The sequence below is a fragment of the Sphingobium sp. UBA5915 genome (genome assembly GCF_002431195.1).
Taxonomy (GTDB): domain Bacteria; phylum Pseudomonadota; class Alphaproteobacteria; order Sphingomonadales; family Sphingomonadaceae; genus Sphingobium; species Sphingobium soli.
Genome location: NZ_DJDV01000075.1, coordinates 90,336 through 113,344 on the forward strand (window position 1 = coordinate 90,336; position 23,009 = coordinate 113,344).

Sequence of the window (23,009 nt, forward strand, 5' to 3'; positions counted from 1 at the left end):
CTCCTTTTTTTCGCACTGGTCGCGGCGACCAGAGCTTACTGATCCTTTACGGCGCCCGCGGCGTCCTGGGCCGCATCACCCACGCTGCTAGCTGCTTCGCCGACCTGAGAAGCCGCGCTGGACACGGCATTGTCCTTGCTGGTTTCACTGCTGATCAGGAAGAAGGCAGCGACCGCCACCACGACGACCAGCAACAATATCGCCAGCGTCATGCCGCCGCCACTGCGACGCTCAATCACCGTGGTCGTCGTAGTTGCTGGTCGTTCCTGTTCGACCTGGTAATCGGCCATGATCTCGTCCTCCTCCTCATTGTTGTGCCACCCGGCAGGATCAATGCCAAATAGGATACGGAGGTTCCCGATCGGCCCTCTAATTGCCTCGATAGCTGCTATAGCCATAGGGGCTCATGACAACCGGCACATGATAGTGGGCGCTGTCGTCATCAGCGCGAAAAACAATGTCGATTTCAGGAAAAAAGGGCTTGGCCCCCGCGCCCGCATAGCGGCTGATGTCGAAGCGAATCCGGTAGATGCCCGGCGGCGTCACCACCTCCGACCCGAAGTTGCGCACACGGCCATTGGCATCGGTCGCCGCGCTGCCGACCGCAACCCAGTCGCCAGCGTCATTTTTCCGCTCCAGCGTCGCAGGGATGCCCGCGCCGCCGGTGCCCGTCGCCAGGTCCAGCACATGGGTCGAAATCTCCGATGCTGCCGCGGGCATCGGCAGGGCGGCAAGAGCGCCAAGGATTGAAATGGAAAATGCGTAAACGACCTTCATGACGGCACCTTCCAACTTTGGACGATATGTAAAACGCATGTTCAGGCCGTCCCGTCCTCGACCGGGACGAAAGCACCCTTGGCGCGATCCTTTACCACCTTGTCCGCGCGGAATACCGATCCGCTCATGGTGATATAGACGCCCGGCTCGGCCACCTGCGCCGTGGCGAATGCCATGCCCAGATTGAAACTTGCGTCGCTCTCGCCGAAACGCGCAGGGGCCAGGGCGCCGACAAGCACGATCGTCTTGCCCTCTATGTCTTTCAGAACCTTCGCCGTTTCGGTCATGGTGTCGGTGCCATGGGTGATGACGATGTGCCGTTCCCGCGCCGCTGCGACCCGGGCCGCGACCAGTGCACGGTCCTTGTCGTCCAGTTCCAGACTGTCCTTGCGGGTGACTTCCTCGATCCGGAAAGGCCGCTTGACGCGGGCTACCTCGAGCAGCTTCGCCATCACGGTTTCACCAACCTGATAATCGGACAGGGCATCGAAATAAATCTTGTCGATGGTGCCGCCAGTCGTCAGCAGCAGGATCGGGGCGTCGGGGGACAGCATGGCATACTCCGAAGGATGTTTGCGGGGCCTCTAGCCTAACGCTTTTCGAAGGGGAACCGCCCATCAGTCCCCGCGCGCCATCGCCTCTCCGCGATCCCGCGCGGCTTCCAGCGTTTCGGTCATAAGCGTCAGCAGCCGATCGTCCGCGTCCAGGATGTTCAGGCCCTCACGCGTCATCCCGCCGGGGCTCGCCACCTGATCGGCCAATGTCGCCGGCGTCACCTGCGCCGCCGCCGCCATATTGGCCGCGCCCTGCACTGTCGCCATCGCCATTCGCGCGGCCTGATCTGCTGGAATACCGATCGCCTCCCCTGCTCGCGACAGCGCGTCGACAAAGCGGAAGAGAAAGGCCGGTCCACAACCCGACAGCGCCGTCACCCGGTTGAACAGCGCCTCGTCCGCCATCCATTCGGAAAGGCCCAGCGGTCCCAGCAAAGCCTCCATATTCGCCCTGCCGGACGGAGAAGTATGTGCATCGGTGTAGAGGGCTACAACGCCCTGCCCCATGCCGACTGGCAGGTTCGGCATCGCGCGCACGATGTCGCCCGTCGCCGGAAAACGCGCACGCAGGTCCCCCAACGTCGTCCCCGCCAGGATCGACAGCATCGAGACTTCGGAATGGCAAAGCGGTGCCAGTTGCGCTGCGACGTCGGCGACCTGATAGGGCTTCATGCCCAGCATCACGGTCGTACCGCGCGCCAGCGCCTGCGGATAGGTCGTCACCACATCGACCCCGTCCGCTACGGGCCCACCGCTTGGCCGCAGGACTGTGACGCGGCTGGGGTCAAGACCGCAGTCCAACCAACGGTTCAACATCTGTCCGGCCATATTGCCGCAACCGACGAGGAAGAGATGCTCGGGCCAGCCTTTGGCCATGGATCAGGCCTCGCCGCGGGTTTCGATCAGGCTGGCCGAAATCGCCTCTGACGGCGACTTGCCGCCCCACAGGACGAACTGGAATACCGGATAGAAGCGCTCGCATTCGTCAATCGCGGTTTCGACCAGCAATTGCGCCTGATCGAGCGTCAGCGTGCCGCCCGCACCCAGCAGGGCTCCATGGCGGAACAAAACTATGCCGCTGGACGACCATAATTCGAAATGGCCGATCCATAGCTGCTCGTTGATGAGGCCCAGCGTTTCATAGATCGCCGAACGCTTGTCTTCCGCCACGCGCACGTCAGGCAGCACCAGCAGTTGAAGCACCTGATCTTCGTCACGCCAGATGCCGCGCAATTCATATTGCGCCCAGGACCCTTGCGTATTGCCGACGATCTCATCCTCGCCGACCTGGTCGAAGCTCCAGCCATGCGCCTCAAAATAAGCGGCCAGCATGTCAATCGGCGCAGCTTCCTGCCCGCCCTGTTCAAATTCGTCGCTATCCATCATCGGCGCGCCTTAACACCGCAGGACGGCAAAGGACAGTCGTTCAGTTGGCGTCGTCCGGCAGCGGGGCAACGCCTTCGATGCTGCGATCGAGCGCTTCGTTCGCCTTGGGCTTGACGGTCTTGACGCTCTTGGCGACTGGTTCACCAGCCTTGCCTTCCAGCGCGTCGATGCGGGCTTTCAACGATTCCACCTCTTCACGCGCGGCCTGAGCCATCGCCTTGACCGTATCGAATTCCTCGCGCGATACGAAGTCTACACCGCCGATCCATTCCTTGGCACGTTCCCGCGCGTTGGATTCAAATTCGCGAGTCATCCCGGCCATGGTGCCGGCCGCGCCGTTGACCAGCTTGGCCAGATCGTCGAAAAAGCGATTCTCGCTCTGCATTGCTCTTGTCCTTCCTGCGGCGCGACCGGCGCCTTCCTTTATCTTACTTGGGCCCTGAGCGCCGGAGCCACAAGGGTTTCCGCATCAGGATTAAGGCGGCCAATCTCGTAATTGAGAACTGCGGCGAAACATAGCCAGGCCAGATAGGGCAGCATCAATATGCCAGCCAGTCGGCGAATGCGCCAGAAATAGCGGATGGTGAGCCCCACGGCGACGATCAGCGCCACAATCAGGATCAGAGCCGCGTCCACCTGATGCATTCGAAAGAAAAGCGGCGACCAGGCCAGGTTCATCACCAGTTGCAACAGGAATAGGCCGACCGCCACGCCGCGCGCTTGCGCCCCCCGCGCATGCAGCACGATCGCGAACGCCAGCGCCATCAGCACATACAGGATCGTCCAGGCGACGCCGAATGCCCAGCCCGGCGGCATCAATGCGGGCTTGTCCAGCGCGGCGAACCAGCGATTGCCGTAGCCGCTATTGGCGAGTTGGCCAGACAGGAAGCCCAGAAACACGATGGCGGGCACGGTCACGAGCGCCCACCGCAGATAGGACAGGCGCAACTGCCCCCGCGACGCGATTCCATTCATCGGCAACAACACCCCCGCGCTTGTCCCTCATTCGGCTGGTTCGGGCGAATCCTTGAGCGCCGATTCCAGCTTGCGGCTGACGGTTTGCGGAGAAACCGTGCGCTTGGCAACGCGCGAATAGAAGATGGGGATGAGGAAAAGCGTGATCAGCGTCGCCAGGCTGACGCCGAACACCACGACGACGCCGATCGACTGGCGCGCCGCCGCCCCCGCGCCGCCGCGGATCACCAGCGGCAGCGCGCCGATGACCGTGGCGATCGATGTCATGAGGATCGGCCGCAACCGGCGCTTCGCCGCTTCCCGGATGGCGCGGCCTATTTCCAGTCCCTCATCACGCAGCTGGTTGGCGAACTCGACGATCAGAATGCCGTTCTTCGCCGCCAGGCCGACCAGCATGACGATGCCGATCTGGCTGTAGAGGTTGACCGATCCGCCGGTCAGCGCCAGCCCCAGCACGCCGCCCGCCACGGCGAGCGGCACGGTCGCGATGATGACGCCGGGATGGATGAAGCTTTCGAATTGCGCCGCAAGCAGCAGGAACACCACCACGATGGTGAGGCCGAACACCAACCAGATCGCACCCCCGGTTTCCCGCAGCGACTGGCTTTCGCCGCGATAGCCCAGCGCGATGACTTCGGGCGACTGGCGCGCCTGCCCTTCCAGCCAGGTCAGCGCATCGCCCAGCGACGTGCCCGGCGCCAGCGCGGCGGTCAGTGTGATTGCCCGCAATTTGTTGAAGCGGTTGAGCTGGCGCGGGCCTGCCACTTCCTTGACCGTCACCAGCGATGACAGGGGCACCAGCGCGCCGGTCCGGCTGCGCACGTTGATCCGCTCCAGGTCAGCGACGGTTTCGCGCCCTTCATCCTCCGCCTGCACCAGAACGCGATATTCCTCGCCCCGGTCGACATAGGTGGTGACACGGCGGGACCCCAGCAGGCTTTGCAGCGCCTGGCTGACGTCATTGACCGATACGCCGAGGTCCCCCGCCCGTTGAAGATTGGTCTCGATCCGCATCTGCGGCTTGGATTCCTTGTAATCGCTGTCGAGGTTGATGAGGCCAGGATAGTTGGCCGCCGCCGCCATGATCCGGTCACGCGCCGCCGCCAGACCTTCATAGGTCGCGCCCGCCAGCACCAGATTGACCGGCAGCCCCCGGCCCCGGCCCAGCCCCGATCGCGGCGCCGCATTGCCGCGCACGCCGGGCTGATCGGCAATCACCTTGTTGATGATGGTCGCCACTTCCGCGGTGGTGATGCGGCGATCTTCCCACGGGCGCAGGAAGGCGATGACATTGCCACTGTTGAAATCGTCGGTGGTCCCGAAACCACCGGGGGCGCGAACCACCAGATTTTGCAGCGTGCCATCCTTGCGCAGGAAATTGAGGTCCTTCTCGATCTTGAGCATATAGGCCAGCATCTGGTCATAGCCGGTCCCTTCGGGCGCGCTGATGCTGGATTCAACGACACCAGTATCTTCGGCCGGCGCCAGTTCAGTAGGCAGGCGGGTGAAGAAGAAGCCGGCGACGCCCAGAAAAATCACCACCGCCAGAACCGGCAGCAAGGGCTTGCGCAGCACATGGTCGAGCCAGCGGGCATAGCCACTCTCGATCCGCTGGAACCGGTTATCGACCCACCGCGCCAATCGCCCGCGCTCGGCGGTCTTGAGCAGTTTGGAACAGAGCATCGGCGCAAGGCTGAGCGAGATGAAACCGGAAAAGCCGATCGCCGCGATCATCGCGATGGCGAGTTCCCGGAACAGCAGGCCCGTCTGTCCGGCCAGGAACATGATCGGTACGAAGACCGCGCACACCACCAACGTCGTGGAGATGATCGCGAAGCCCACCTGCCGCGAGCCAAGATACGCCGCGACCAGCGGATCATCACCCTGCTCGACCCTGTGATAGACATTTTCGAGGACGACGATCGCGTCATCGACCACAAGGCCGATCGCCAGCACGAACGCCAGCAGCGTCAGCAGATTGATCGACAGGCCCAGCAACCACATCACGGCGCAGGTGGCGAGCAAACAGATCGGCACGGTGACAGCCGGAACCAGCGTCGCACGGACCGACCCCAGGAATAGGAAGATTACCATGATGACGAGCAGCGCCGCTTCCAGCAGCGTATCGTAGACATTCTCGATCGCGCGCTCGATAAACAGGCTTTCGTCAGTGCCGATGGCGATGGACATGCCCGCAGGCAGCTCCAGCTCCTTGATCAGCGCCTTGGCCTTTTGCGCCACTTCCAGCGTGTTGGCCCCCGACTGGCGAATGATGCCAAGGCCGATCGCGGTGCCGCCATTGGAGCGGAAGCTGCTATAGGGATTTTCCGGCCCTTCCTCGATCCGTGCGACATCGCCCAGCTTCACCTGATAGCCGTCCGCCCCGCGTCCGATGACCAGATCGGCAAATTGTTGCGGCGTGGCGAAAGGGCGCTCGACGCGCAGGGTCTGGTTCTGCTGCTTTGATTCAAACCTGCCGGCGGGCAGTTCGACATTCTGCGTGCGCAGCGCATTTTCGACATCCGCTGGCGTCAGCCCGAACGCGGCCAGCTTCTCAGCGTTGAACCAGATACGGGTCGATGGCCGCGCCTCACCGCCGATGAAGACGCGGGCAACCCCGTCGATCGCGGAGAAGCGGTCTACGATATTGCGGTCGACATAGTCGCTGATCTGGATGGAGCTCCAGCCCGGCCGCGATACGGAAAGGAACAGGATGGATCGGGCATCGGAATCCACCTTGCGAATTTCAGGCGCCAATGCGTCTTCGGGCAGATCCTCGACCACGGACCCGACCCGGTCGCGCACGTCATTGGCGGCGCTGTCGATATCGCGCGAGGGGTCGAATTCGATGTTGATGTCCGACTGGCCATCCTCCGACGTCGATGTGATCGTCTGAATGCCCTGCACGCCCGCGACTGCATCCTCGATCAACTGGGTGATGCGGGTTTCCACGACAGACGCTGCCGCGCCGGTATAGATGGTTTCCACCGAAACGATCGGCGGATCGGTGTCGGGATATTCGCGGACCGAAAGGCTGAGATAACCGACCACGCCGACGATGCAGAGCAGCACAGCGACAACCGCAGCGAATACGGGGCGGCGGACGGACAGGTCGGACAGCTGCATGGCGACGCGTCCTCAGCCCTTGGCCTTGGCGGCGCCGGATTGTGGCTTGTCGCCGGCCAGCCGCACCGTTGCGCCGTCGCTCAATTTGACGACACCTTCGGTCACGATGGGCTGGCCGGCCTTGAGGCCGCCCACAATTTCGACCATGCCATTCTGGCGCATGCCGGTATCGACCTTCACCCGCTTGGCGGTGCGCCCGTCCAGCGCGAAGACATAACGATCCTCGCCATCGCCCACCACCGCCAGTTCCGGCACCGCCAGCGACTCCCGCTGGCTGGCCTGAACGCTGACGGTCAGCAACATGCCGGGTTTCAGCGCCTTGTCCCCATTGGGCAGGATGGCGCGGACCCTGACGGCGCGCGTCGCCGGATCGATCACCGGGTCGATGGTCGCGATCGTCCCCTTGAACGGCCGATCGGGCCAGGCGGCAGATACCGCGTCGATCGGTATGCCTTCGCGGATCATCGACAGCTGGGTTTCGGGAATGGCGAAATCCAGCTTGATCCGACTGATGTCGCTCACTGTGGCGATCGCGGTCCCGGCCGGGATGATCGCGCCCGGCGATATGGTGCGCAGGCTGACCCAGCCGCCAAAGGGTGCACGGATCACCCGGTCGCTGATCGCGGCGCGCGACTGGTCAGCCGCCGCCTTGGCCGCGTTTGCAAGCGCAAGCTGCTGGTCGAGCGACGCGGCGGTGGCAAAGCCGCGCGTCTTGAGCGCCTGAATACGCTCCAGCTGCTGGCCGGCCTGCCGCGCCTGCGCCTGCGCGGCGGCGAGTTCCGCCTTTTCCTGCGCGACAGCCATGGTGGCAATCACCTGGCCCCGGCTGACGAAGCCACCATCGGCGAAGTTCACAGTATCAATGCGCTCGGTCACGGGCGCGGACAACACGACCTGTTCATTGGCGAGCGCCGTGCCGACCGCTTCGACCCGGTCGGTAAAGGTCGCCGTCCCGATCGGCTTGACCGTCACCAGCGGCGCGGCGCGTTGCGGTTTCTGTTCCTCGCCGCTGCAACCGGCAAGACAAAGGGCGCTGAGAAATAGGGGCAAAATAAGGCGCATGATGAGGGGCTATCGGGCCTTTCCTCGCGACACAAGCTGACCCTTGGTCGCGGTCTGTATCATTATGTATCGACGGCGGGAACGAAGCTGGCGCGATTATCCGCCAAGCCGGGCGTACAGAAGAAATTCGATATTGCCCTGCGGACCGGTAATGGGACTTTGCGTCAGTCCCGCGACGGTCCATCCCTGCGCCGCTACCCAGTCCTGCACCTCCATGCAGACGCGGTCATGGATGGCGGGATCGCGCACGACTCCATTTTTGCCAACCTCCTCCCGGCGCGCTTCGAACTGCGGCTTGATGAGCGCGACGAGGTGCGCGCCGGGTCGGGCAAAGCCGATCGGCTTTTCCAGCACCTTGGCCAGACTGATGAAGCTGGCATCGCACACGATGATATCGACTGGCTCTGGTATATGGGCATCGGTCAGGATGCGGGCGCTGGTCTGTTCATGGACGATGACGCGGTCGTCGCTGCGCAACTTCCAGGCGAGCTGGTTGGTCCCGCTGTCGACGGCATAGACCTTCGCCGCGCCGTGCGTCAGCAGAACCTCGGTAAAGCCGCCGGTAGACGATCCGACATCCATGGCCACAAAGCCGGTAACGTCGATGGCGAACGCCTCCAGCGCGTGGGCCAATTTGATGCCGCCGCGCGATACCCAGGGATGATCGCGCCCGCGAAGGTCAAGCGCCGCGTCGGCCGGCACCTGCTGGCCCGCCTTTTCAACCTTGCGATCGCCCAGATAGACCAGGCCAGCCAGAATCAGCGCCTGCGCGCGCGCGCGGCTTTCGGCGAGCCCCGCATCCACAAGCAGCTGATCGGCACGAACCTTGGCCATCAGCGCACCAGCGCGGTAAGCGTGGCGGGCGTCAGCAGCTGCGGCAGCACAACGGCCTCCTTGCCCGGCGCATACCAGAGATAGAGCGGCACGCCCGACCGCCCCTTGCTTTCCAGGAAGCGGGTGATGGCGGGATCGGCACTGGTCCAGTCGCCAACCATGACAGTGACGCCGGCCTTGTCGAACGCCGCGCGCACCTCCGCCCGGTCGATGGCGGCGGCCTCATTGGCCTTGCAGGTCAGGCACCAGTCGGCGGTGAAATAGAGGAAGACAGGCTTCTTCGCGGCGCGCAGCCCATCCAGTTTCTCGACAGCGAAAGCGACAGAAGTTGCGTTGTTTTCAGCCTGCGCCGGGGCGGCGGTGGGCAAAGCGATCGCGGCCCCGGCCAGCAATGCCAGCGCACCGATCCCGGCGATCAGGCCACCGCCCTTCCCGCCATGCTGGCGCGCGCCCAGCCACCAGAGCAGCAACGCCAGCAGCAACGCCGCGCCAAGGCCGATGGTCATGCCCGACACGCCGCGTTGCTGGCCCAGTAGCCAGGCAAGGCCCAGCGCCGTCAGGAACATCGGCACCGACAACAGCTTCTGGAACCGCCCCATCCAGGCGCCGGGGCGCGGCAGGCGGCTGCGCAGTGCCGGGATGTAGGCCAGCAGCAGGAAGGGGAGCGCAAGGCCGAGGCCAAGGCCTGCAAAGATGGCGAGCGCGGCGGCCAGCGGCAGCAGCAGAGCCGCGCCCATGGCGGCCGCCATGAACGGCCCGGTGCAGGGCGTCGCCACGAAGGCGACCAGCGCGCCGGTCCAGAACGCGCCCATCGTTCCGCCCTTGCCCGCCAGACCGTCTCCGCCGCCAAAAGGCCGCAGCTCGAAAAGGCCAGCAAGGTTGAAGGCAATGGCGCTGACGAGCAGTAGCAACGTCAGGATGATGCGCGGATCCTGTAACTGGAAGGCCCAGCCCACGGCATTGCCCGCAGCGCGCAGGGCCAGCAGCAGCCCTCCCAGCGCTAGACAGGTCAGGATTACACCCGCCGCATAGGCCAACGCCTCCCGCCGGACGCTGCGTTCGTCCCCGCCCGCCTTGGCCAGGCTCATCGCTTTGAGGCCCAGGATCGGGAAGACGCAAGGCATGATGTTGAGCAGCAGGCCGCCGAGCAAGGCGCCTCCCAAGGCCGCCAATATGGCGCCGGCCTGCCCTTCAGGTTGCGGTTCTTCGACTGGCCCTGGAACAGCCGTCAGCAGGAAACCGACATGGTCGCCCGTTCGCAGCACCGCCTGCACCGGGCGATCCTTGACGCCTTCACCCGCCGCCGTATCGATAACCATCTGGTTATCCTTTCGGGTCACGCGTTGGTCGGCCGCATAGCGGACCAGTCCTTCGGTCAGCGCGAAGAGATGGACGTCCCGTGCCTCCGCCTCCATGGGCAAGGGGATTGCCATGCGCAGCCGGCCGTCCTTGACCGTATAGCGCGCCTGCGATCCCAGCGGCCGCGGCAAGTGCATCCGCCAGGCGTCAAACCGCGTCCGCGACGCTGGCGCGACCGCGCCGTTGCCCGCGACCAGATCGAGCCGCAACGTTCCGCTTTCGGGCACGCACACCTTGTCTGTGCAGGCTAGCCATTGCGCCTTTGCCACCACCGGCAGGCGCGTGCCCTGCGCCACATCGCCCGCGACCTTGAGATTGGCGAGGATGGCATAAGGCCCTTCATAAACATGGTTCATCAGGCCCGAAATCAGCAGCGTTTCAGGCACCGGATAGCGCAGCGGGCCGACCGTCACACCCCTGGGCAAGGTCCATTCCACGCTCATGCCAAGGCCCGCGTCGCCGGGATTTTCCCAATAGCCATGCCACCCCGGTTCGGGGGTCATGGCAAAGGCGATGGTCGTTGCCCCACCGGGCGCGGGGCTGTCGCTTTCACTGTCCAGTTGCGCCGCGATATGGGCCGGACCGCCGCCGAACGCCCCCTGCGCCCATGCGACAGGATGGAGCGCCAGCAGCGCGAGCGTCATGACGATGACTTGAAAAATCCGCATCGGGCCTCTGGTCGGGTGGATGGTTGGGGGCTAGGTCGCTCCCCATCCGCCGTCAAGGCAAGAGAAGGTTCTAGCATATGTTCAAAAGAGTCGCCGCCGCTTTGTCGCTCGCCACCGCCATGCCCGTCATGGCCCAAGGCCCTGCCCCGGCACCGGCAAGCACAGCCCCCGCGACTCCGCCCAAGCTGATCGTCGCCATATCCGTCGATCAGTTTTCTGCCGACCTGTTCAGCGAATATCGCCAATATTATGTCGGCGGCCTCAAGCGGCTGACCGAAGGCGCGGTTTTCCCGCGCGGCTATCAGAGCCATGCCGCGACCGAAACCTGCCCCGGCCATTCGACCATTCTGACTGGCAGCCGCCCGTCGCGCACCGGCATCATCGCCAATAATTGGATCGACCTGGGCACGGCGCGCGCCGACAAAACCGTCTATTGCGCGGAGGATGAAAGCCAGCCGGGCAGCAGCAGCGACAAATATGTCGCCTCGCCCATACACCTCAAGGTGCCGACACTGGGCGGCCGCATGAAGCTGGCCAATCCCGCGACCCGCGTCGTGTCGATCGCCGGCAAGGATCGGGCCGCGATCATGATGGGCGGCCCGACGGCCGATCAGGTCTGGTGGCTGGGCGGTCCACAGGGCTATGTCAGCTACAAGGGCATCGCGACGCCGCCGCTGGTCGCCAAGGTCAATGGCGCCATGGCACAGCGACTGGCGCAGACCAATCCCGGCTTCGAGTTGCCGCAACAATGCGTGTCGAAGGATTTCGCGGTCCGGGCCGGCGACCGCAGCGTGGGCACCGGCCGATTTGCGCGCGACGCCGGCGATTATAATGCATTCCGCATTTCGCCCGAACAGGACGCGATGACGCTGGCCTTTGCCGCCGCCGCGATCGAAAATATGGATCTTGGCAAGCAGGCGCAGACCGACATCATTTCGATCGGCCTGTCGGCGACCGACTATATCGGCCACAGCTATGGCACCGAGGGCACCGAAAGCTGCATCCAGGTGGCTCGGCTCGATCAGGAACTGGGCGCCTTCTTCGACCGGCTGGACAAGGACGGAATCGACTATGCGGTCGTGCTGACCGCCGATCATGGTGGCCACGACCTGCCAGAACGGCATCGGATGAACGCCATGCCGATGGAAAGCCGTGTCGATATCGCGCTGACTCCCAAGGCGCTGAATGCCACGATCGCGCAGCAGGTCGGCATGCCCGGTCGCACGCTGATCTGGGCCGATGGCGCGGCAGGCGACCTCTATTTCGACCGGGGACTGTCCGCTGCCGAGCGCGCTAAGGTCGAAGCCGCGACGCTGAGGCTGCTGCGCGCCCATCCGCAGGTGCAGGCGGTCTTCACCAAGGCCGAGATCGCCGCCACACCGTCACCCACCGGCCGCCCCGAAAATTGGAGCCTGATCCAGGAGGCGCGCGCCAGCTTTTATCCAGAGCGTTCCGGCGACCTGCTTGTGCTGCTCAAGCCCAATATCATGTCGATCCCCGAACGGGCGGTAATGGGCGCGGTGGCGACCCATGGATCGCCCTGGGACCTGGACCGCCGCGTGCCAATCCTGTTCTGGCGCAAGGGGATGCGGCATTTCGAACAGCCGCTGGGCGTGGAGACGGTGGACATCCTGCCCAGCCTTGCCGCGCTGATCGGCCTGCCCGTGCCGAAGACCGAAATTGACGGTCGATGCCTCGATCTGATCGCTGGCGACGGCGACAGCTGCGCGGCACACTGATTGATCTGTGGCCCGGTCAGCCGCCGCGCGCGGTCGACCGGGGCAGATGCAGGCAAATTTCCGCGCGCAGACCGCCGTCCGGCCGGTTCGCCAGCGTCAAATGGCCGCCCTCGACCGCCACCGCTTTCTGCACGATTGCCAGGCCCAGCCCCAGTCCACGCGTATTGCGCTGGCGCGCGTCATCCAGCCGGGAAAAAGGCCGCAACACTTCCTCCAGCCGCTCGCGCGGAATGCCCGGACCGTCATCATCGACGCGGATCAGAACCTCCTGCCCCTTGCGTAGCAGCGAAACGCGGGCGCGATCGCCATAATGGAGCGCGTTCTCGACAAGGTTGCGCACCGCCCGGCGCAAGGACAAGCCGCGCACCTCCATTTCCAGATGATCGGGGCCATCATAGCTGACGTCCTGACCATGGTCCTGAAAGGCATCGACCACCGTCGCGATGCTGACTGCGATGTCGGTGCGCACGACCGGTTCGGGGTCCTTTTCGCCCCCGAGGAACGCGAGCAGCGATTCCAGCATCGCTCCCATCTCCTCCAGGTCGTCGGCCATGGCATCGCGCGTCTCGTCATCCCGCACCCCTTCAAGCCGCAATTGCAGGCGCGCCAAGGGCGTGCGCAAGTCATGCCCAACCGCTGCCAGCGTTTCCGTCCGCTCGTTAATCAGGCGATGCATGCGCGCCTGCATGGCGTTGAACGCGCTGATGAGATTACGCACATCGGCGGTGCCCGCTTCCGGCACGATGACTTCGGACCCAAGGCCAATGCGATGAGTCGCATGCGTCAGGTCGCGCAGCGGTGCCAGCGTCCGGCGAATGAGGACCCATCCGGCAAGCAGCAGCGCCAGCACCGGGATCAGCGCCAGCCCCATGCGCCCAATGGTGAACGCCCATTTTCCACCGCCATGCGGCATGCCGAAATAGAGCCAGCTGCCGTCGGCCAGCCGCAGCCCGCCATTGATTTCGGAATGGCGACCGGGAGTCAGGCGCAACCAGAGCTGCGATCGTTCCAGACTGGGTTCCCAGGCAATGATCTGCCGGCGCATCCGTTCCAGCTCGGGCGACAGTGGCGGCGGAGGCGGCGCAGCGGGCGACCAGTGGACGTCGTAGCGATCAGTCGTCAGCTGGATGCCCAGCAGGCGGCGATCCTCCGGCGGCTGTTCGGTCAGCAGCTTGCGCGCGATGACCAGATGTTCCGCCAGGCGTCGCGCTTCGTCGTCCTGCAGATAAAGCTGGCTGGTCCGTTCGTAGATCAGCGTGCCGACGGCAAATTCCAGCAGCACGGTCAGCAGCAGGATCGCAAAGAGCCGTCCCAGCAGCCCGAGCGATCCGCGCATATGGAGTTTCAAGCGCGGCTGACTTCGGCGTTGAACATATAGCCGACGCCGCGAACGGTGGTGATCGGCGCGCCCTTGTCCTGCGTGCTGAGCTTGCGCCGGAGCCGGCTGACCAGCACGTCGATGCTGCGGTCGCTGCTGTCGCCCATGCGGGTGCGCGACAGTTCGATCAGCCGTTCGCGCGCGATGACGCGCTGCGGATGGCTGAGAAAGCTGCACAGAAGGTCGAATTCAGCGCCGGTCAGGTCGACGATCGCCCCGGTCGGGGATCGCAGTTCGCGGCGGGGGAAGTTGACGGCCCAGCCGTCAAAATGCGCCTCGCTTTCGCGATGTTCGTCCGGCCCCCGCTCCACGCCCACGCGGCGCAGGATGGCGCGGATGCGCGCGATCAGTTCGCGGGTGCCAAAGGGCTTGGGCAGATAATCGTCAGCGCCCAGTTCAAGGCCGACGATACGGTCGGTTTCGCTGCCCCGGGCGCTGATGAAGATGATCGGCACGTCGCTCTTGCGCCGGATCTGGCGGCACAGGTCTATACCGTTGGTGCCCGGCAACATGACGTCCAGCACGACGAGGTCTACCGGGCCGGCATCGAACGCCACCCACATTTCAGGGCCGGACGAGGCCGGGCGCACCTGATAGCCATGTTCCTGAAGCGCGCGGGCGGTGAGCGTCCGCAGCGGCGGATCGTCCTCGACCAGGATGATCGACGGAGCGGTCATGGATGCGGCTGCTTGGGCAAGGACATGACCGGGAAATAAGCGGCGGCGGATCGGCGGTCAACTGGCCCAAAGGGCAAGCCACGGACGATCATGGCGGCAGCAACAATTTGTTACGTCCCGCACACCACAAAGACCGGACCCGGCTGACCGGGTCCGGTCTTTTTAGGTTAGAAGGCCGCCGTCAAGGAAAAGACGATCTTGCCACGGGCGATGGAGGACCCATCGGCGTCCTGGAAATTGGGACGCAGATAATTTTCCTCGACGCGCGCAATGTCGGTATCGACATAGGCGACACCGGCGGTCAGCGGCGTGCCGGGAATGGCGACATCAGCACCCACGAGCCAGTCGAGATATTTGCCGGTCGGCGCGATCGACGTGCCATTGGGACCCAGGCCGCTATTGCCCTTCGACCAGCCCAGATGCGCCTTGAGCGTGACCGGCGTATTGGGAAGCGAGCCACTCACGTCGCCCCAGACGTAGAAATTGTCATTCTTCTTGCCTGGGCGGAAGACCGTGCAGGCCGCATCGCTGCAGACTTTGCCCAAAGCCTGCTGCTTGGGCGCATAGGCGACCCCGACCAGGCCCTTGATCGGCCCGATCTGATGCGACAGCTTCACATAGGGTTCGGCGAAATCGGTGTCGTCGGCACCCGACGGATACATGTACCAGGTCAGCCCGACGTCAAGCGTCGTGCCTTCGCCCAGCGGCACGGCATATCCTGCAAACAGGTCAAGTTCCATGTTCGCGCCGCCAAAGGTGCCCCAGCCCGAAAGATTGGATGCCCATGTGCCGGCATAAGCGCCACTTTCGTGCGAAACAGTGATCCCGCCCTGTACCGCCATGCTCTTGTCGGTCTGCGACACGCCACGGAAGCGATAATCGGAAACCAGGCCGACGCTGCCGGATACGGTGACGGGGCTGGTGGGCTCTTCCTGCGCGAAAGCCGGGGCGCTGGAAAGGAGCGCGAGGGCGGCACAGGCGATCTTGTAATTCATGAACATTCCCCTTTTACGTTGGAATGTTCCGTCCTGCATCCGCCGGTCCGGGGGTCTGTTTGGCGCCCCCGATATCAGCGGATGACGCTTCCCATACGCATTGCTGATAAAATATTAAACCCATTTTTGCCGCATCTGCGAAAGGAATGATATTGCTGTTGCGCCGCTGCAACATTTTTAACGGCGTGCTCAACCAAAAAAGTCGCCGCGTTCGGGGAAGAACGCGGCGACCCGGGAGCGTCGCCTGAGGGGGTTCAAGCTCAGGCGGCGAACTGGCGCATCTTGCCGGTGGCGCCGAACAGTTCGACCGGCTCACCAGCTTTGCGACGACGCTCGACCCATTCGCGCACCATTTCCGCGCAGGTATGGTCGATATGGGCCAGACGTTCGACATTGAGGATGATGAGGCCCGCGGCCGGCAGCGATTCCAGCCTGGCCGAAAGCTTGGGCAGGTTGAGGAAGGTCGCCGTACCGCGCAGGGCGATTTCATGCGCCTCGCCCCGACTTTCCTCTTCAACCTTGAGGCCCAGCTTGCGCGCCTGGGGCAGAAGTTCCAGCAACGACAGGCCGATGCCGACCAGAACGCCGGTGAGCAGGTCGGTCGCCACCACGCAGATCAGCGTCGCGGCCCACACGATGGCCGGCAGCGGGCCATACAGGTGGAAGAGATGCTTCACATGCGCGACGCTGACGAGCCTGACGCCGGTGATGACGAGGATGCCCGCCAGTGCCGCCATCGGAATTTCCCGCAGCAGCCAGGGCAGCAATGCAACGAAGGCCAGGATCCAGATGCCGTGCAAAATGGTCGACAGGCGAGTCTTGGCTCCGGCCTGCACATTGGCGGACGACCGAACGATCACGCCGGTCATCGGCAGCGCGCCGGCAAAACCGCAAAGCAGGTTGCCAACGCCCTGCGCGCTCAGTTCCTTGTTATAATTGGTGCGCACGCCATCATGCATGCGGTCTACGGCGGCAGCTGACAGCAATGTTTCGGCGCTGGCGATGAATGCGATGGCGATGGCCGTGGTGATTACGGCGGGGTTGAGCAGCTGCGCCATCAGCCCGGCTTCAGGCGGGGTAATGGCGGAAAGGATCGATTCGGGCACGACGACGCGGGCGACAGGAAGGCTGAGCGCAAAGGCCACCAGCGTCCCCAGCACGACGCCGACCAGCGCGCCGGGCACCAGCTTCATCGACGCGGGGCGGCATTTTTCCCACCCCAGCATGCCCAGGATAGTCACAAGACCTACAGCAAAGGCAGTGGCGGCGTCCTGATTGGTGAGGCCCAGCAACTGGCCGGGCATCGCCATCAGGTTGGACAGACCGCTCGACAGCGGCTTGTCATCGAACAGGACATGGAACTGGCCAACGACGATGAGAACGCCGATGCCCGCCAGCATGCCATGGACGACAGCCGGCGAAATGGCCCGAAACCAGCCGCCGACGCGCGCGACGCCAGCGATAACCTGAATAGCGCCGGCCAGGATCAGGATCGGGCCGAGCGCGGACAGGCCTTGTTCGCGCACGATTTCGAACACGATGACGGCAAGGCCCGCCGCAGGCCCGCTAACCTGAAGTGGCGACCCGGCAAACAGGCCGACGATGATGCCGCCGATGATACCAGTGATCAGGCCCTTTTCCGGAGGCACGCCCGACGCGACGGCAATGCCCATGCAAAGCGGCATCGCCACCAGGAATACCACGATGGAAGCGGTGAAGTCGCGACTGAACGAGCCGCCGGATAGAGCCTTGAGCATGGGTTACTCCGCGGCTTGCGCGAGGGGTTCGCCGCCGGCGAGGCGACGACCGTGCGGCAGCGCCACAGGCATTTTCTGCCCTTCGCGCAGCGGCATGAAGCGGTTGGTTTCGCCGTCAAGGCCGAGCACCTGGCCGGCATGGATGTCGACATACCAGCCATGCAGCGCGATGTCGCCGCGCGCAATGCCCGACGCGACCGAAGGATGCGTGCGCAGATGGGCGAGTTGGACGATGACATTTTCCAGCGCCATGTTGCGCAGCTTTTCCGCATCGCTGATGTCGCCGGGATAGCTGTCGCGACAGACCTTCTGCGCGGCGTGGCTGTGACGCAGCCAAGCAGCCACATTGGGCATCGACGTCAGATCGGCGTCGGTCGCCAGCGCCTTCATCGCGCCGCAATCGCTATGGCCACAGACGATGATGTCGCGAACACCCAGCACCATCACGGCAAATTCGACCGTGGCGGTAACGCCGCCCAACTGGCTGGCATGGGGCGGGACAATGTTGCCGGCGTTGCGGCAAACGAACAAATCGCCGGGCTGCGCCTGCATGATATGTTCGGGAACGATGCGCGAATCAGCGCAGGAAATCATCAGCGCCTTGGGGCTTTGCCCATGGCTCGCCAGTTGATTGTACAGCGCGCTTTCGTTGGGAAACACATGCGTTTCGAAGCTGAAAACGCGACCGATAAGCTCATTCATGGCGCTATCCTCTTATATTTCATGGGGCCGGCGGGGGACGGACCGGGATAGTGTGCAAAATAAAGACAGGATTTTGCTGCGTCGCAGCGGCTTTGTAAAAAACTGTGTCTGCCCTTTGCAGGTCAGTGCCGCTCGACGCTTGCGGCGAACATGTAGCCGACGCCCCGAACCGTGATGATCGGCGCGGGACGCCCGCCAATGCCGAGTTTGCGCCGCAATCGGCTGACCAGAACGTCGACGCTGCGATCCGAGGATGCACCATCGCGCACGCCGGCCAGTTCCATCAGGCGCCCGCGCGCGACAACGGTGCGGGGATGATCGAGGAAAATCGAGAGCAATGCGAATTCCGCAGCGGTCAACATAACCGGCTGCCCCCCAGGTTCCGTCACTTCGCGACGGGCAAAATCGATCATCCAGCCGTCGAATGTCGCCTGATTGTGACGGCGCAGGCCGCTGGTCCGATCGCCTCCGCGCCGAAGCACCGCGCGCAGGCGTGCCGCCAGTTCGCGTGCGGAATAGGGTTTGGCCATATAATCGTCCGCGCCCAGTTCCAGGCCGACGACGCGGTCCACTTCCGAACTATTGTCCCCGACCAGGATGATGGGAACATGGCTGCGTTCGCGCACGTCACGACACAGATCCAGCCCGTCGGGGCCGCGCAAGGCCGAATCGAGCACGACCGCACGCACCGGCGTGGTCGTCAGCGCGCTGAAAATGTCGTTGGCGGTCAGCGCAGGCAGTACCCGAAAGCCGCTATGTTCCAGATGATCGCGCGTCGCGCTCCGCAGATCCTGCTGGGTTTCGGCGATCAGGATGAGTGGTGAATTCATTCGTCCTGCACGGTCAGTTCGTCCCGCCCTACGGGCATCGATAACAATGAAGGCGGGCCTTACGTGCCGCGAATGTCTGTGTCGTGGGCCAGATGTGACAAAATGTTGCTGCGTTGCAAAAATTATGAAGGCGCCGCAAGCAGGGTAAGCGGTTGCAGTGGGCAACTGCGGATCCGCATCAGATCATCCGTCAGCGCCGCCAGCCACAGGGCATCCCCTGCGGCGCGATGCCGCGTGAGGCCGAGCGAGTCAGCATAAGCGACAGCCGCCGCAATCCGGGCATCATCCGCCCGCTGCTCATCGAACAGCATAGCGATATGGTCTATGACAAAAGGCGTGGGCGCACTCGCGGCCGCCGCGAGCTCGTCAAGCCAATATTGGTCAAGAAGGCTGTCCGCGACGACCCTCCTGCCCTGGACATGATCGACCAGTTCGGCAAACACCCGGGCAGCAGGCAATCCTTCACGCGCGATCCGTTCAAGCGTGAGCCCATGCAAGGCCTCCGCCTCAATCGTCCAGTCCCAACCGGTCCAGCGATCGTGCGGCTGAATCACCCAGCTTCGGTACTGATCGCCCGCAGCCACGCCCACCTCGATCGGAAAAGACCGCCCATGGCGCGGCAGGCAGGATGCTTCGAAATCGATCGTGAGGATGGTCAAGGCACGGCTCCGTCATCAGTGCGCGGCCCGCCCCACCCCAAGCGAAGGGCCGCATCTTGCGGCCCTTTTCCACGTCTCTATGTCAGGCAAAAGTCAGCGGCGCATGCGACAGCGACAGAAAGTGAGAAATGGCGGCCCGATGGCCGCACGGGACGCAGGTCCTGCTTTCTGCTAAGCGCGGGACAAAAGAGGAAACAGACGCCCATGACCGTGATAGCCGCCTTTCTCTACCGCAATGGTCAGCGCGTGCGCCCCTTGGCAATCGACGAACGGATCAATTGCGCCGCCGACAAGTCCGAATTTGTCTGGATTGGCGTAGCCGACCCCACGGTCGAAGAAATGCAGACGCTGGCGCGCACATATAATCTTCATCCGCTGGCGGTGGAGGACGCCATCAAGGCGAACCAACTGCCCAAGGTCGATCTGTATGGCGACCAGCTGTTCGTGGTCGCGCGCACGGCGCATCTGGAGGATGAGACGATCTGTTATGGCGAAACGGCGCTGTTCGTGGGGCATGATCATATCATCAGTGTGCGGCATGGCTCCACGCGGGGCCATGTCATGCTGCGCCAGGAGCTGGAGGCTGTGCCGCAACGGCTGGCGCAGGGCACCGATTATGTGCTGCACGCGATCCTCGACTTCATTGTCGATGGCTATCTGCCGATCATCGAGGGGATAGAGGACGAAGTGCTGACCATGGAGCAGCAGATGATCGACCATTTCCTGGGCCGCGATGACGTCACCCGCATCTTCAGCCTGCGCCGCCAATTGATCCGGTTCCAGCGTATATTGGTGCCTATGCAGGAAGTGGCGACCAAGTTCGTCAAGATCGACCTGCCTTGCATCGACGCGGATGCCCGCCCCTATTTCAGCGACGTGCGCGACCATGTCCGCCGCGTGCAGGTGATGGTGGAGGATTTGCGGGAGATATTGAGCAGCGTGTTCGAATCCTCCAACCTGCTGGAACAACAGCGCACCGGCGACATCACGCGCCAGCTTGCCGCGTGGGCCGCGATCCTGGCCGTACCGACCGCGATCGCGGGCATATATGGCATGAATTTCGAGCATATGCCCGAATTGCGCACTCGCTATGGCTATCCCGTCGTGCTGGTCGTGATCGCGTCGCTCTGTACCTTGCTCTATGCGCGGTTCAAGAAATTGAAATGGCTGTAAAAGGGCGTCGGCCGTCCGCCATTTAGCCTTGCGTTATTCCCTGTATATGATCCATCGTCCCGCCTGATGATAATCGAGGAGAGCGGGATGCAGGGAATATGGATGACGGGGCTAGCGCTGCTGATAGCTGGCACGCCGATCGCAGCGTCTGCCCTGCCAGCACAATGGACCGACGCCACGACCGGGCACCGCATCGTGCGGGTGGATGACCGGCCGGGCAATTATGGCCTTTATTTCAATTATAACCCCTTCACGCCCGATGGCAGGCGGATGGTCTATTTGACGCCGGAAGGCATCCGTGTCGCCAGCGTCAGCGACTGGAGCACGAAGCTGGTGCTGAAGGAGAAGGTCGATCGGCTGTTGTTCGTGGGGAATCGCGAGCCGGTCGCATATTACACCACCAATCCGACGGGCGGGACCGAAAATGAAGGTCCTTCCATCGTCTGGTCCGTCAATCTCGACACCGGGAAGCGGAAGCGCATTGCCGACCTGCCGGGCGGGCGGATCGAATCGATCAACGCGAACGACACGCTTCTTGCCGGTCATGTTGAGCTGGAACCGCCGCCACCCGCCATCGCTCAGCAGGGGCGGCGCGACCCCAGAACCGGGTCGCCGAGCTACAGCGGCACGGGCCCTGATGGTCGTCCCCTCACCTTTGCCCAGGCTAAATCACAGTGGATGGCGGCGCGGCTTGCCGCCGGCGTGCCCATGGAAATCTTCACCATCGACATTCGCACAGGGGAGCGCCGCAGCGTCACCCGATCGAAGGACTGGCTCAACCATGTGCAATTTTCACCCAAGGATCCCGGCTTGCTGATGTATTGTCATGAAGGACCATGGGAAAAGGTGGACCGCATCTGGACCATTCGCACCGATGGCAGCGCAAAGACCAAGGTGCATCAGCGCCGCTTTCAGGGAGAGATCGCCGGGCACGAATATTGGGCGCCGGACGGCCGCACCATCTGGTACGACCTCATACAGCCGCAGGGTGTCCAATGGCTGGCAGGCCATGACGTGGTCAGCGGTACGCGTCGTTGGCTGCGGATCGGCCCGGGACAGGGCAGTTATCACTATAGTTCGTCGCCCGATGGCGCCAGCTTTTCAGGCGACGGCAATGACCAGGGTAAATATATCAGCCTCTTCCATCCCCAAATGGATGATAGCGCGCGTGCTCGCGAGACGTTGGACGGCGCAGCGCTGATCGCCACGGGCGCGCTGGAAACCGAACGGCTCGCCGACCTGTCGCGACATGACTATACGCTGGAACCCAACCAGCATTTCACGCCCGACGGCAAATGGCTGGTCTACCGCAGCAACATGGAGGGAAGTCCGGCCATTTATGCGGTGGAGGTGGCCAAGCCCCGTTAAGGGATCAAAACCGCGCCTGACCCGTTCGCTCTCGATACAGGCCATTGGGGAAGCGAAATGACCGCCATCGATATCCTTGCCAAACAGCTATGGGGCATGTGGGCGGGCTTTGTCGCGCTGGTCCCCAATATGGTCATCGCGCTTGTCATTCTGGGCATAACCTGGGTGGTGTCGCGTGTAGCCCGCCGGATTGTGGATCGCGTCACTGGCAAGGCATCCATACGCGAAAGCCTGAAACAACTGATCCATACCGTCGTGTCGATCGGCGTCTGGGTGGTCGGCCTTGTCATTGCCGCAACGGTTGTGCTGCCCGGTCTGACGCCCGCCAGCCTGGTGGCGGGCCTGGGCGTCGGGACCATTGCGATCGGCTTTGCCTTCCAGGATTTCTTCCAGAATTTCCTGGCCGGCATCCTGATCATGGTCCGCAAGAAGATGCGCATTGGCGACATCATCGAATGCGAAGGAATTATCGGCAGGGTCGAGCATGTGTCGCTGCGTGAAACCCATGTCCGGAAATTGTCGAACGAATTGACCATCGTCCCCAATTCCACACTGTTCAAGAATCCGGTGGAAATATTGACCGACGGCGCCCAGCGACGGCACGAGATTATCGTCGGCGTATCCTACGACACGGATCTGGAGCAGGCGCGCGACGTCATTCGCGCCGCCATGGAAGGCATAGACGTTATCGACCAGGATCGTCGCATCGATATTTTCGCCCGCGAATTCAACGCCAGCTCGATCGATTTTCTGGTGCGCTGGTGGGCAGGGTCAAAGCCCTACGACATGCACGATAGCCGCGATCGCGTCGTGCGTGCGATCAAGGCCGCGCTGGACGAGGCGGGAATCGAAATCCCCTTCCCTTATGTGACCAACATATTCAAGGGGCCCGTCCCGCTGAAAGGCCAGGTCAAAGACGACGTCGCCCAGGCATAAGCCCAGGCGACACGCCCATATCGGCATTTGCCGCAGCAGAATGCGGCAGGCCCG

At 63.4% G+C, this 23,009-nt stretch carries 22 protein-coding genes; 4 read left to right on the forward strand and 18 right to left on the reverse strand.

The features are described from left to right. Nucleotides 1-35: 35 nt before the first annotated feature. The 11 genes from B2V90_RS12595 to B2V90_RS12645 form a co-directional block, all read right to left on the reverse strand. Nucleotides 36-290, reverse strand: coding sequence for a hypothetical protein (locus B2V90_RS12595; RefSeq protein ID WP_009822451.1), 255 nt, complete (start codon nt 288-290; stop codon nt 36-38). A 79-nt stretch (nt 291-369) separates the two neighbouring features. After that, complete coding sequence (gene uraH / locus B2V90_RS12600) at nt 370-777, reverse strand: hydroxyisourate hydrolase (protein WP_228220719.1); 408 nt, start codon at nt 775-777, stop codon at nt 370-372. Between the two features lie 41 nt (nt 778-818). Then, nucleotides 819-1,331 (reverse strand): asparaginase domain-containing protein, encoded by a 513-nt coding sequence (locus B2V90_RS12605; RefSeq protein ID WP_228220718.1) that lies wholly within the window; start codon nt 1,329-1,331, stop codon nt 819-821. A gap of 63 nt (nt 1,332-1,394) precedes the next feature. Beyond that, complete coding sequence (locus B2V90_RS12610) at nt 1,395-2,207, reverse strand: pyrroline-5-carboxylate reductase family protein (RefSeq protein WP_228220717.1); 813 nt, start codon at nt 2,205-2,207, stop codon at nt 1,395-1,397. Nucleotides 2,208-2,210: 3 nt separating this feature from the next. Continuing rightward, entirely contained in the window at nt 2,211-2,717 is a 507-nt protein-coding gene (locus B2V90_RS12615) for a YbjN domain-containing protein (RefSeq protein ID WP_009822455.1), read from the reverse strand. A gap of 40 nt (nt 2,718-2,757) precedes the next feature. After that, nucleotides 2,758-3,102 (reverse strand): accessory factor UbiK family protein, encoded by a 345-nt coding sequence (locus B2V90_RS12620; RefSeq protein WP_009822456.1) that lies wholly within the window; start codon nt 3,100-3,102, stop codon nt 2,758-2,760. A 38-nt stretch (nt 3,103-3,140) separates the two neighbouring features. After that, on the reverse strand, nt 3,141-3,692 hold the full coding sequence (locus B2V90_RS12625; protein ID WP_228220716.1) for a TspO/MBR family protein: 552 nt from the start codon (nt 3,690-3,692) through the stop codon (nt 3,141-3,143). Between the two features lie 27 nt (nt 3,693-3,719). Further along, the gene (locus tag B2V90_RS12630; protein WP_228220715.1) at nt 3,720-6,818 is read right to left on the reverse strand and encodes an efflux RND transporter permease subunit; all 3,099 of its coding nucleotides are present in this window, start codon (nt 6,816-6,818) and stop codon (nt 3,720-3,722) included. Nucleotides 6,819-6,830: 12 nt separating this feature from the next. Further along, on the reverse strand, nt 6,831-7,880 hold the full coding sequence (locus tag B2V90_RS12635) for an efflux RND transporter periplasmic adaptor subunit (RefSeq protein ID WP_228220714.1): 1,050 nt from the start codon (nt 7,878-7,880) through the stop codon (nt 6,831-6,833). Nucleotides 7,881-7,976: 96 nt separating this feature from the next. After that, complete coding sequence (locus B2V90_RS12640; protein WP_228220713.1) at nt 7,977-8,714, reverse strand: TlyA family RNA methyltransferase; 738 nt, start codon at nt 8,712-8,714, stop codon at nt 7,977-7,979. Next, complete coding sequence (locus tag B2V90_RS12645; protein ID WP_228220712.1) at nt 8,714-10,741, reverse strand: protein-disulfide reductase DsbD family protein; 2,028 nt, start codon at nt 10,739-10,741, stop codon at nt 8,714-8,716. The genes B2V90_RS12640 and B2V90_RS12645 overlap by 1 nt, the downstream gene beginning before the upstream one ends. 77 nt (nt 10,742-10,818) lie before the next feature. Between B2V90_RS12645 and B2V90_RS12650 the strand changes: the two genes are divergently transcribed. Continuing rightward, nucleotides 10,819-12,480, forward strand: a complete 1,662-nt coding sequence (locus tag B2V90_RS12650) for an alkaline phosphatase family protein (protein WP_228220711.1) — start codon at nt 10,819-10,821, stop codon at nt 12,478-12,480. A gap of 16 nt (nt 12,481-12,496) precedes the next feature. On the opposite strand, the gene B2V90_RS12655 is transcribed toward B2V90_RS12650, so the two are convergent. The 7 genes from B2V90_RS12655 to B2V90_RS12685 all read right to left on the reverse strand — a co-directional run bounded on the left by B2V90_RS12655 (nt 12,497) and on the right by B2V90_RS12685 (nt 19,478). Continuing rightward, nucleotides 12,497-13,816: an ATP-binding protein gene (locus B2V90_RS12655; RefSeq protein WP_228220710.1), complete on the reverse strand. Its 1,320-nt coding sequence runs from the start codon at nt 13,814-13,816 to the stop codon at nt 12,497-12,499. A gap of 8 nt (nt 13,817-13,824) precedes the next feature. Beyond that, complete coding sequence (locus tag B2V90_RS12660) at nt 13,825-14,535, reverse strand: response regulator (RefSeq protein ID WP_009822464.1); 711 nt, start codon at nt 14,533-14,535, stop codon at nt 13,825-13,827. 167 nt (nt 14,536-14,702) lie between these two features. Further along, the gene (locus B2V90_RS12665; protein WP_009822466.1) at nt 14,703-15,536 is read right to left on the reverse strand and encodes a TorF family putative porin; all 834 of its coding nucleotides are present in this window, start codon (nt 15,534-15,536) and stop codon (nt 14,703-14,705) included. 254 nt (nt 15,537-15,790) lie between these two features. Continuing rightward, entirely contained in the window at nt 15,791-17,287 is a 1,497-nt protein-coding gene (locus B2V90_RS12670) for a SulP family inorganic anion transporter (protein WP_228220709.1), read from the reverse strand. A gap of 3 nt (nt 17,288-17,290) precedes the next feature. Further along, a complete protein-coding gene (locus B2V90_RS12675) occupies nt 17,291-17,989 on the reverse strand; it encodes a carbonic anhydrase (RefSeq protein WP_009822468.1) in 699 nt (232 codons plus the stop codon). A 122-nt stretch (nt 17,990-18,111) separates the two neighbouring features. Continuing rightward, nucleotides 18,112-18,819: a winged helix-turn-helix domain-containing protein gene (locus B2V90_RS12680; RefSeq protein ID WP_228220708.1), complete on the reverse strand. Its 708-nt coding sequence runs from the start codon at nt 18,817-18,819 to the stop codon at nt 18,112-18,114. 122 nt (nt 18,820-18,941) lie between these two features. After that, entirely contained in the window at nt 18,942-19,478 is a 537-nt protein-coding gene (locus tag B2V90_RS12685; RefSeq protein ID WP_228220707.1) for a hypothetical protein, read from the reverse strand. A 204-nt stretch (nt 19,479-19,682) separates the two neighbouring features. Here B2V90_RS12685 and B2V90_RS12690 point away from each other — a divergent pair, with 204 nt between their 5' ends. The 3 genes from B2V90_RS12690 to B2V90_RS12700 all read left to right on the forward strand — a co-directional run bounded on the left by B2V90_RS12690 (nt 19,683) and on the right by B2V90_RS12700 (nt 22,955). After that, on the forward strand, nt 19,683-20,651 hold the full coding sequence (locus tag B2V90_RS12690; protein ID WP_228220706.1) for a magnesium and cobalt transport protein CorA: 969 nt from the start codon (nt 19,683-19,685) through the stop codon (nt 20,649-20,651). A 102-nt stretch (nt 20,652-20,753) separates the two neighbouring features. Beyond that, nucleotides 20,754-22,019 carry an oligogalacturonate lyase family protein gene (locus B2V90_RS12695; RefSeq protein ID WP_228220874.1) on the forward strand — a complete coding sequence of 422 codons (1,266 nt, stop codon included), beginning with the start codon at nt 20,754-20,756 and terminating at the stop codon, nt 22,017-22,019. 57 nt (nt 22,020-22,076) lie between these two features. Further along, nucleotides 22,077-22,955, forward strand: coding sequence for a mechanosensitive ion channel family protein (locus tag B2V90_RS12700; RefSeq protein ID WP_228220705.1), 879 nt, complete (start codon nt 22,077-22,079; stop codon nt 22,953-22,955). Nucleotides 22,956-23,009: the final 54 nt, after the last annotated feature.

Excerpts from the sequence above, each read along its gene's own strand:
- B2V90_RS12595 (WP_009822451.1), bottom strand. The coding sequence starts at position 290 with ATGGCCGATTACCAGGTCGAACAGGAACGACCAGCAACTACGACGACC.
- uraH (WP_228220719.1), bottom strand. The coding sequence starts at position 777 with ATGAAGGTCGTTTACGCATTTTCCATTTCAATCCTTGGCGCTCTTGCC.
- B2V90_RS12605 (WP_228220718.1), bottom strand. The coding sequence starts at position 1,331 with ATGCTGTCCCCCGACGCCCCGATCCTGCTGCTGACGACTGGCGGCACC.
- B2V90_RS12610 (WP_228220717.1), bottom strand. The coding sequence starts at position 2,207 with ATGGCCAAAGGCTGGCCCGAGCATCTCTTCCTCGTCGGTTGCGGCAAT.
- B2V90_RS12615 (WP_009822455.1), bottom strand. The coding sequence starts at position 2,717 with ATGATGGATAGCGACGAATTTGAACAGGGCGGGCAGGAAGCTGCGCCG.
- B2V90_RS12620 (WP_009822456.1), bottom strand. The coding sequence starts at position 3,102 with ATGCAGAGCGAGAATCGCTTTTTCGACGATCTGGCCAAGCTGGTCAAC.
- B2V90_RS12625 (WP_228220716.1), bottom strand. The coding sequence starts at position 3,692 with ATGAATGGAATCGCGTCGCGGGGGCAGTTGCGCCTGTCCTATCTGCGG.
- B2V90_RS12630 (WP_228220715.1), bottom strand. The coding sequence starts at position 6,818 with ATGCAGCTGTCCGACCTGTCCGTCCGCCGCCCCGTATTCGCTGCGGTT.
- B2V90_RS12635 (WP_228220714.1), bottom strand. The coding sequence starts at position 7,880 with ATGCGCCTTATTTTGCCCCTATTTCTCAGCGCCCTTTGTCTTGCCGGT.
- B2V90_RS12640 (WP_228220713.1), bottom strand. The coding sequence starts at position 8,714 with ATGGCCAAGGTTCGTGCCGATCAGCTGCTTGTGGATGCGGGGCTCGCC.
- B2V90_RS12645 (WP_228220712.1), bottom strand. The coding sequence starts at position 10,741 with ATGCGGATTTTTCAAGTCATCGTCATGACGCTCGCGCTGCTGGCGCTC.
- B2V90_RS12650 (WP_228220711.1), top strand. The coding sequence starts at position 10,819 with ATGTTCAAAAGAGTCGCCGCCGCTTTGTCGCTCGCCACCGCCATGCCC.
- B2V90_RS12655 (WP_228220710.1), bottom strand. The coding sequence starts at position 13,816 with ATGCGCGGATCGCTCGGGCTGCTGGGACGGCTCTTTGCGATCCTGCTG.
- B2V90_RS12660 (WP_009822464.1), bottom strand. The coding sequence starts at position 14,535 with ATGACCGCTCCGTCGATCATCCTGGTCGAGGACGATCCGCCGCTGCGG.
- B2V90_RS12665 (WP_009822466.1), bottom strand. The coding sequence starts at position 15,536 with ATGTTCATGAATTACAAGATCGCCTGTGCCGCCCTCGCGCTCCTTTCC.
- B2V90_RS12670 (WP_228220709.1), bottom strand. The coding sequence starts at position 17,287 with ATGCTCAAGGCTCTATCCGGCGGCTCGTTCAGTCGCGACTTCACCGCT.
- B2V90_RS12675 (WP_009822468.1), bottom strand. The coding sequence starts at position 17,989 with ATGAATGAGCTTATCGGTCGCGTTTTCAGCTTCGAAACGCATGTGTTT.
- B2V90_RS12680 (WP_228220708.1), bottom strand. The coding sequence starts at position 18,819 with ATGAATTCACCACTCATCCTGATCGCCGAAACCCAGCAGGATCTGCGG.
- B2V90_RS12690 (WP_228220706.1), top strand. The coding sequence starts at position 19,683 with ATGACCGTGATAGCCGCCTTTCTCTACCGCAATGGTCAGCGCGTGCGC.
- B2V90_RS12695 (WP_228220874.1), top strand. The coding sequence starts at position 20,754 with ATGACGGGGCTAGCGCTGCTGATAGCTGGCACGCCGATCGCAGCGTCT.
- B2V90_RS12700 (WP_228220705.1), top strand. The coding sequence starts at position 22,077 with ATGACCGCCATCGATATCCTTGCCAAACAGCTATGGGGCATGTGGGCG.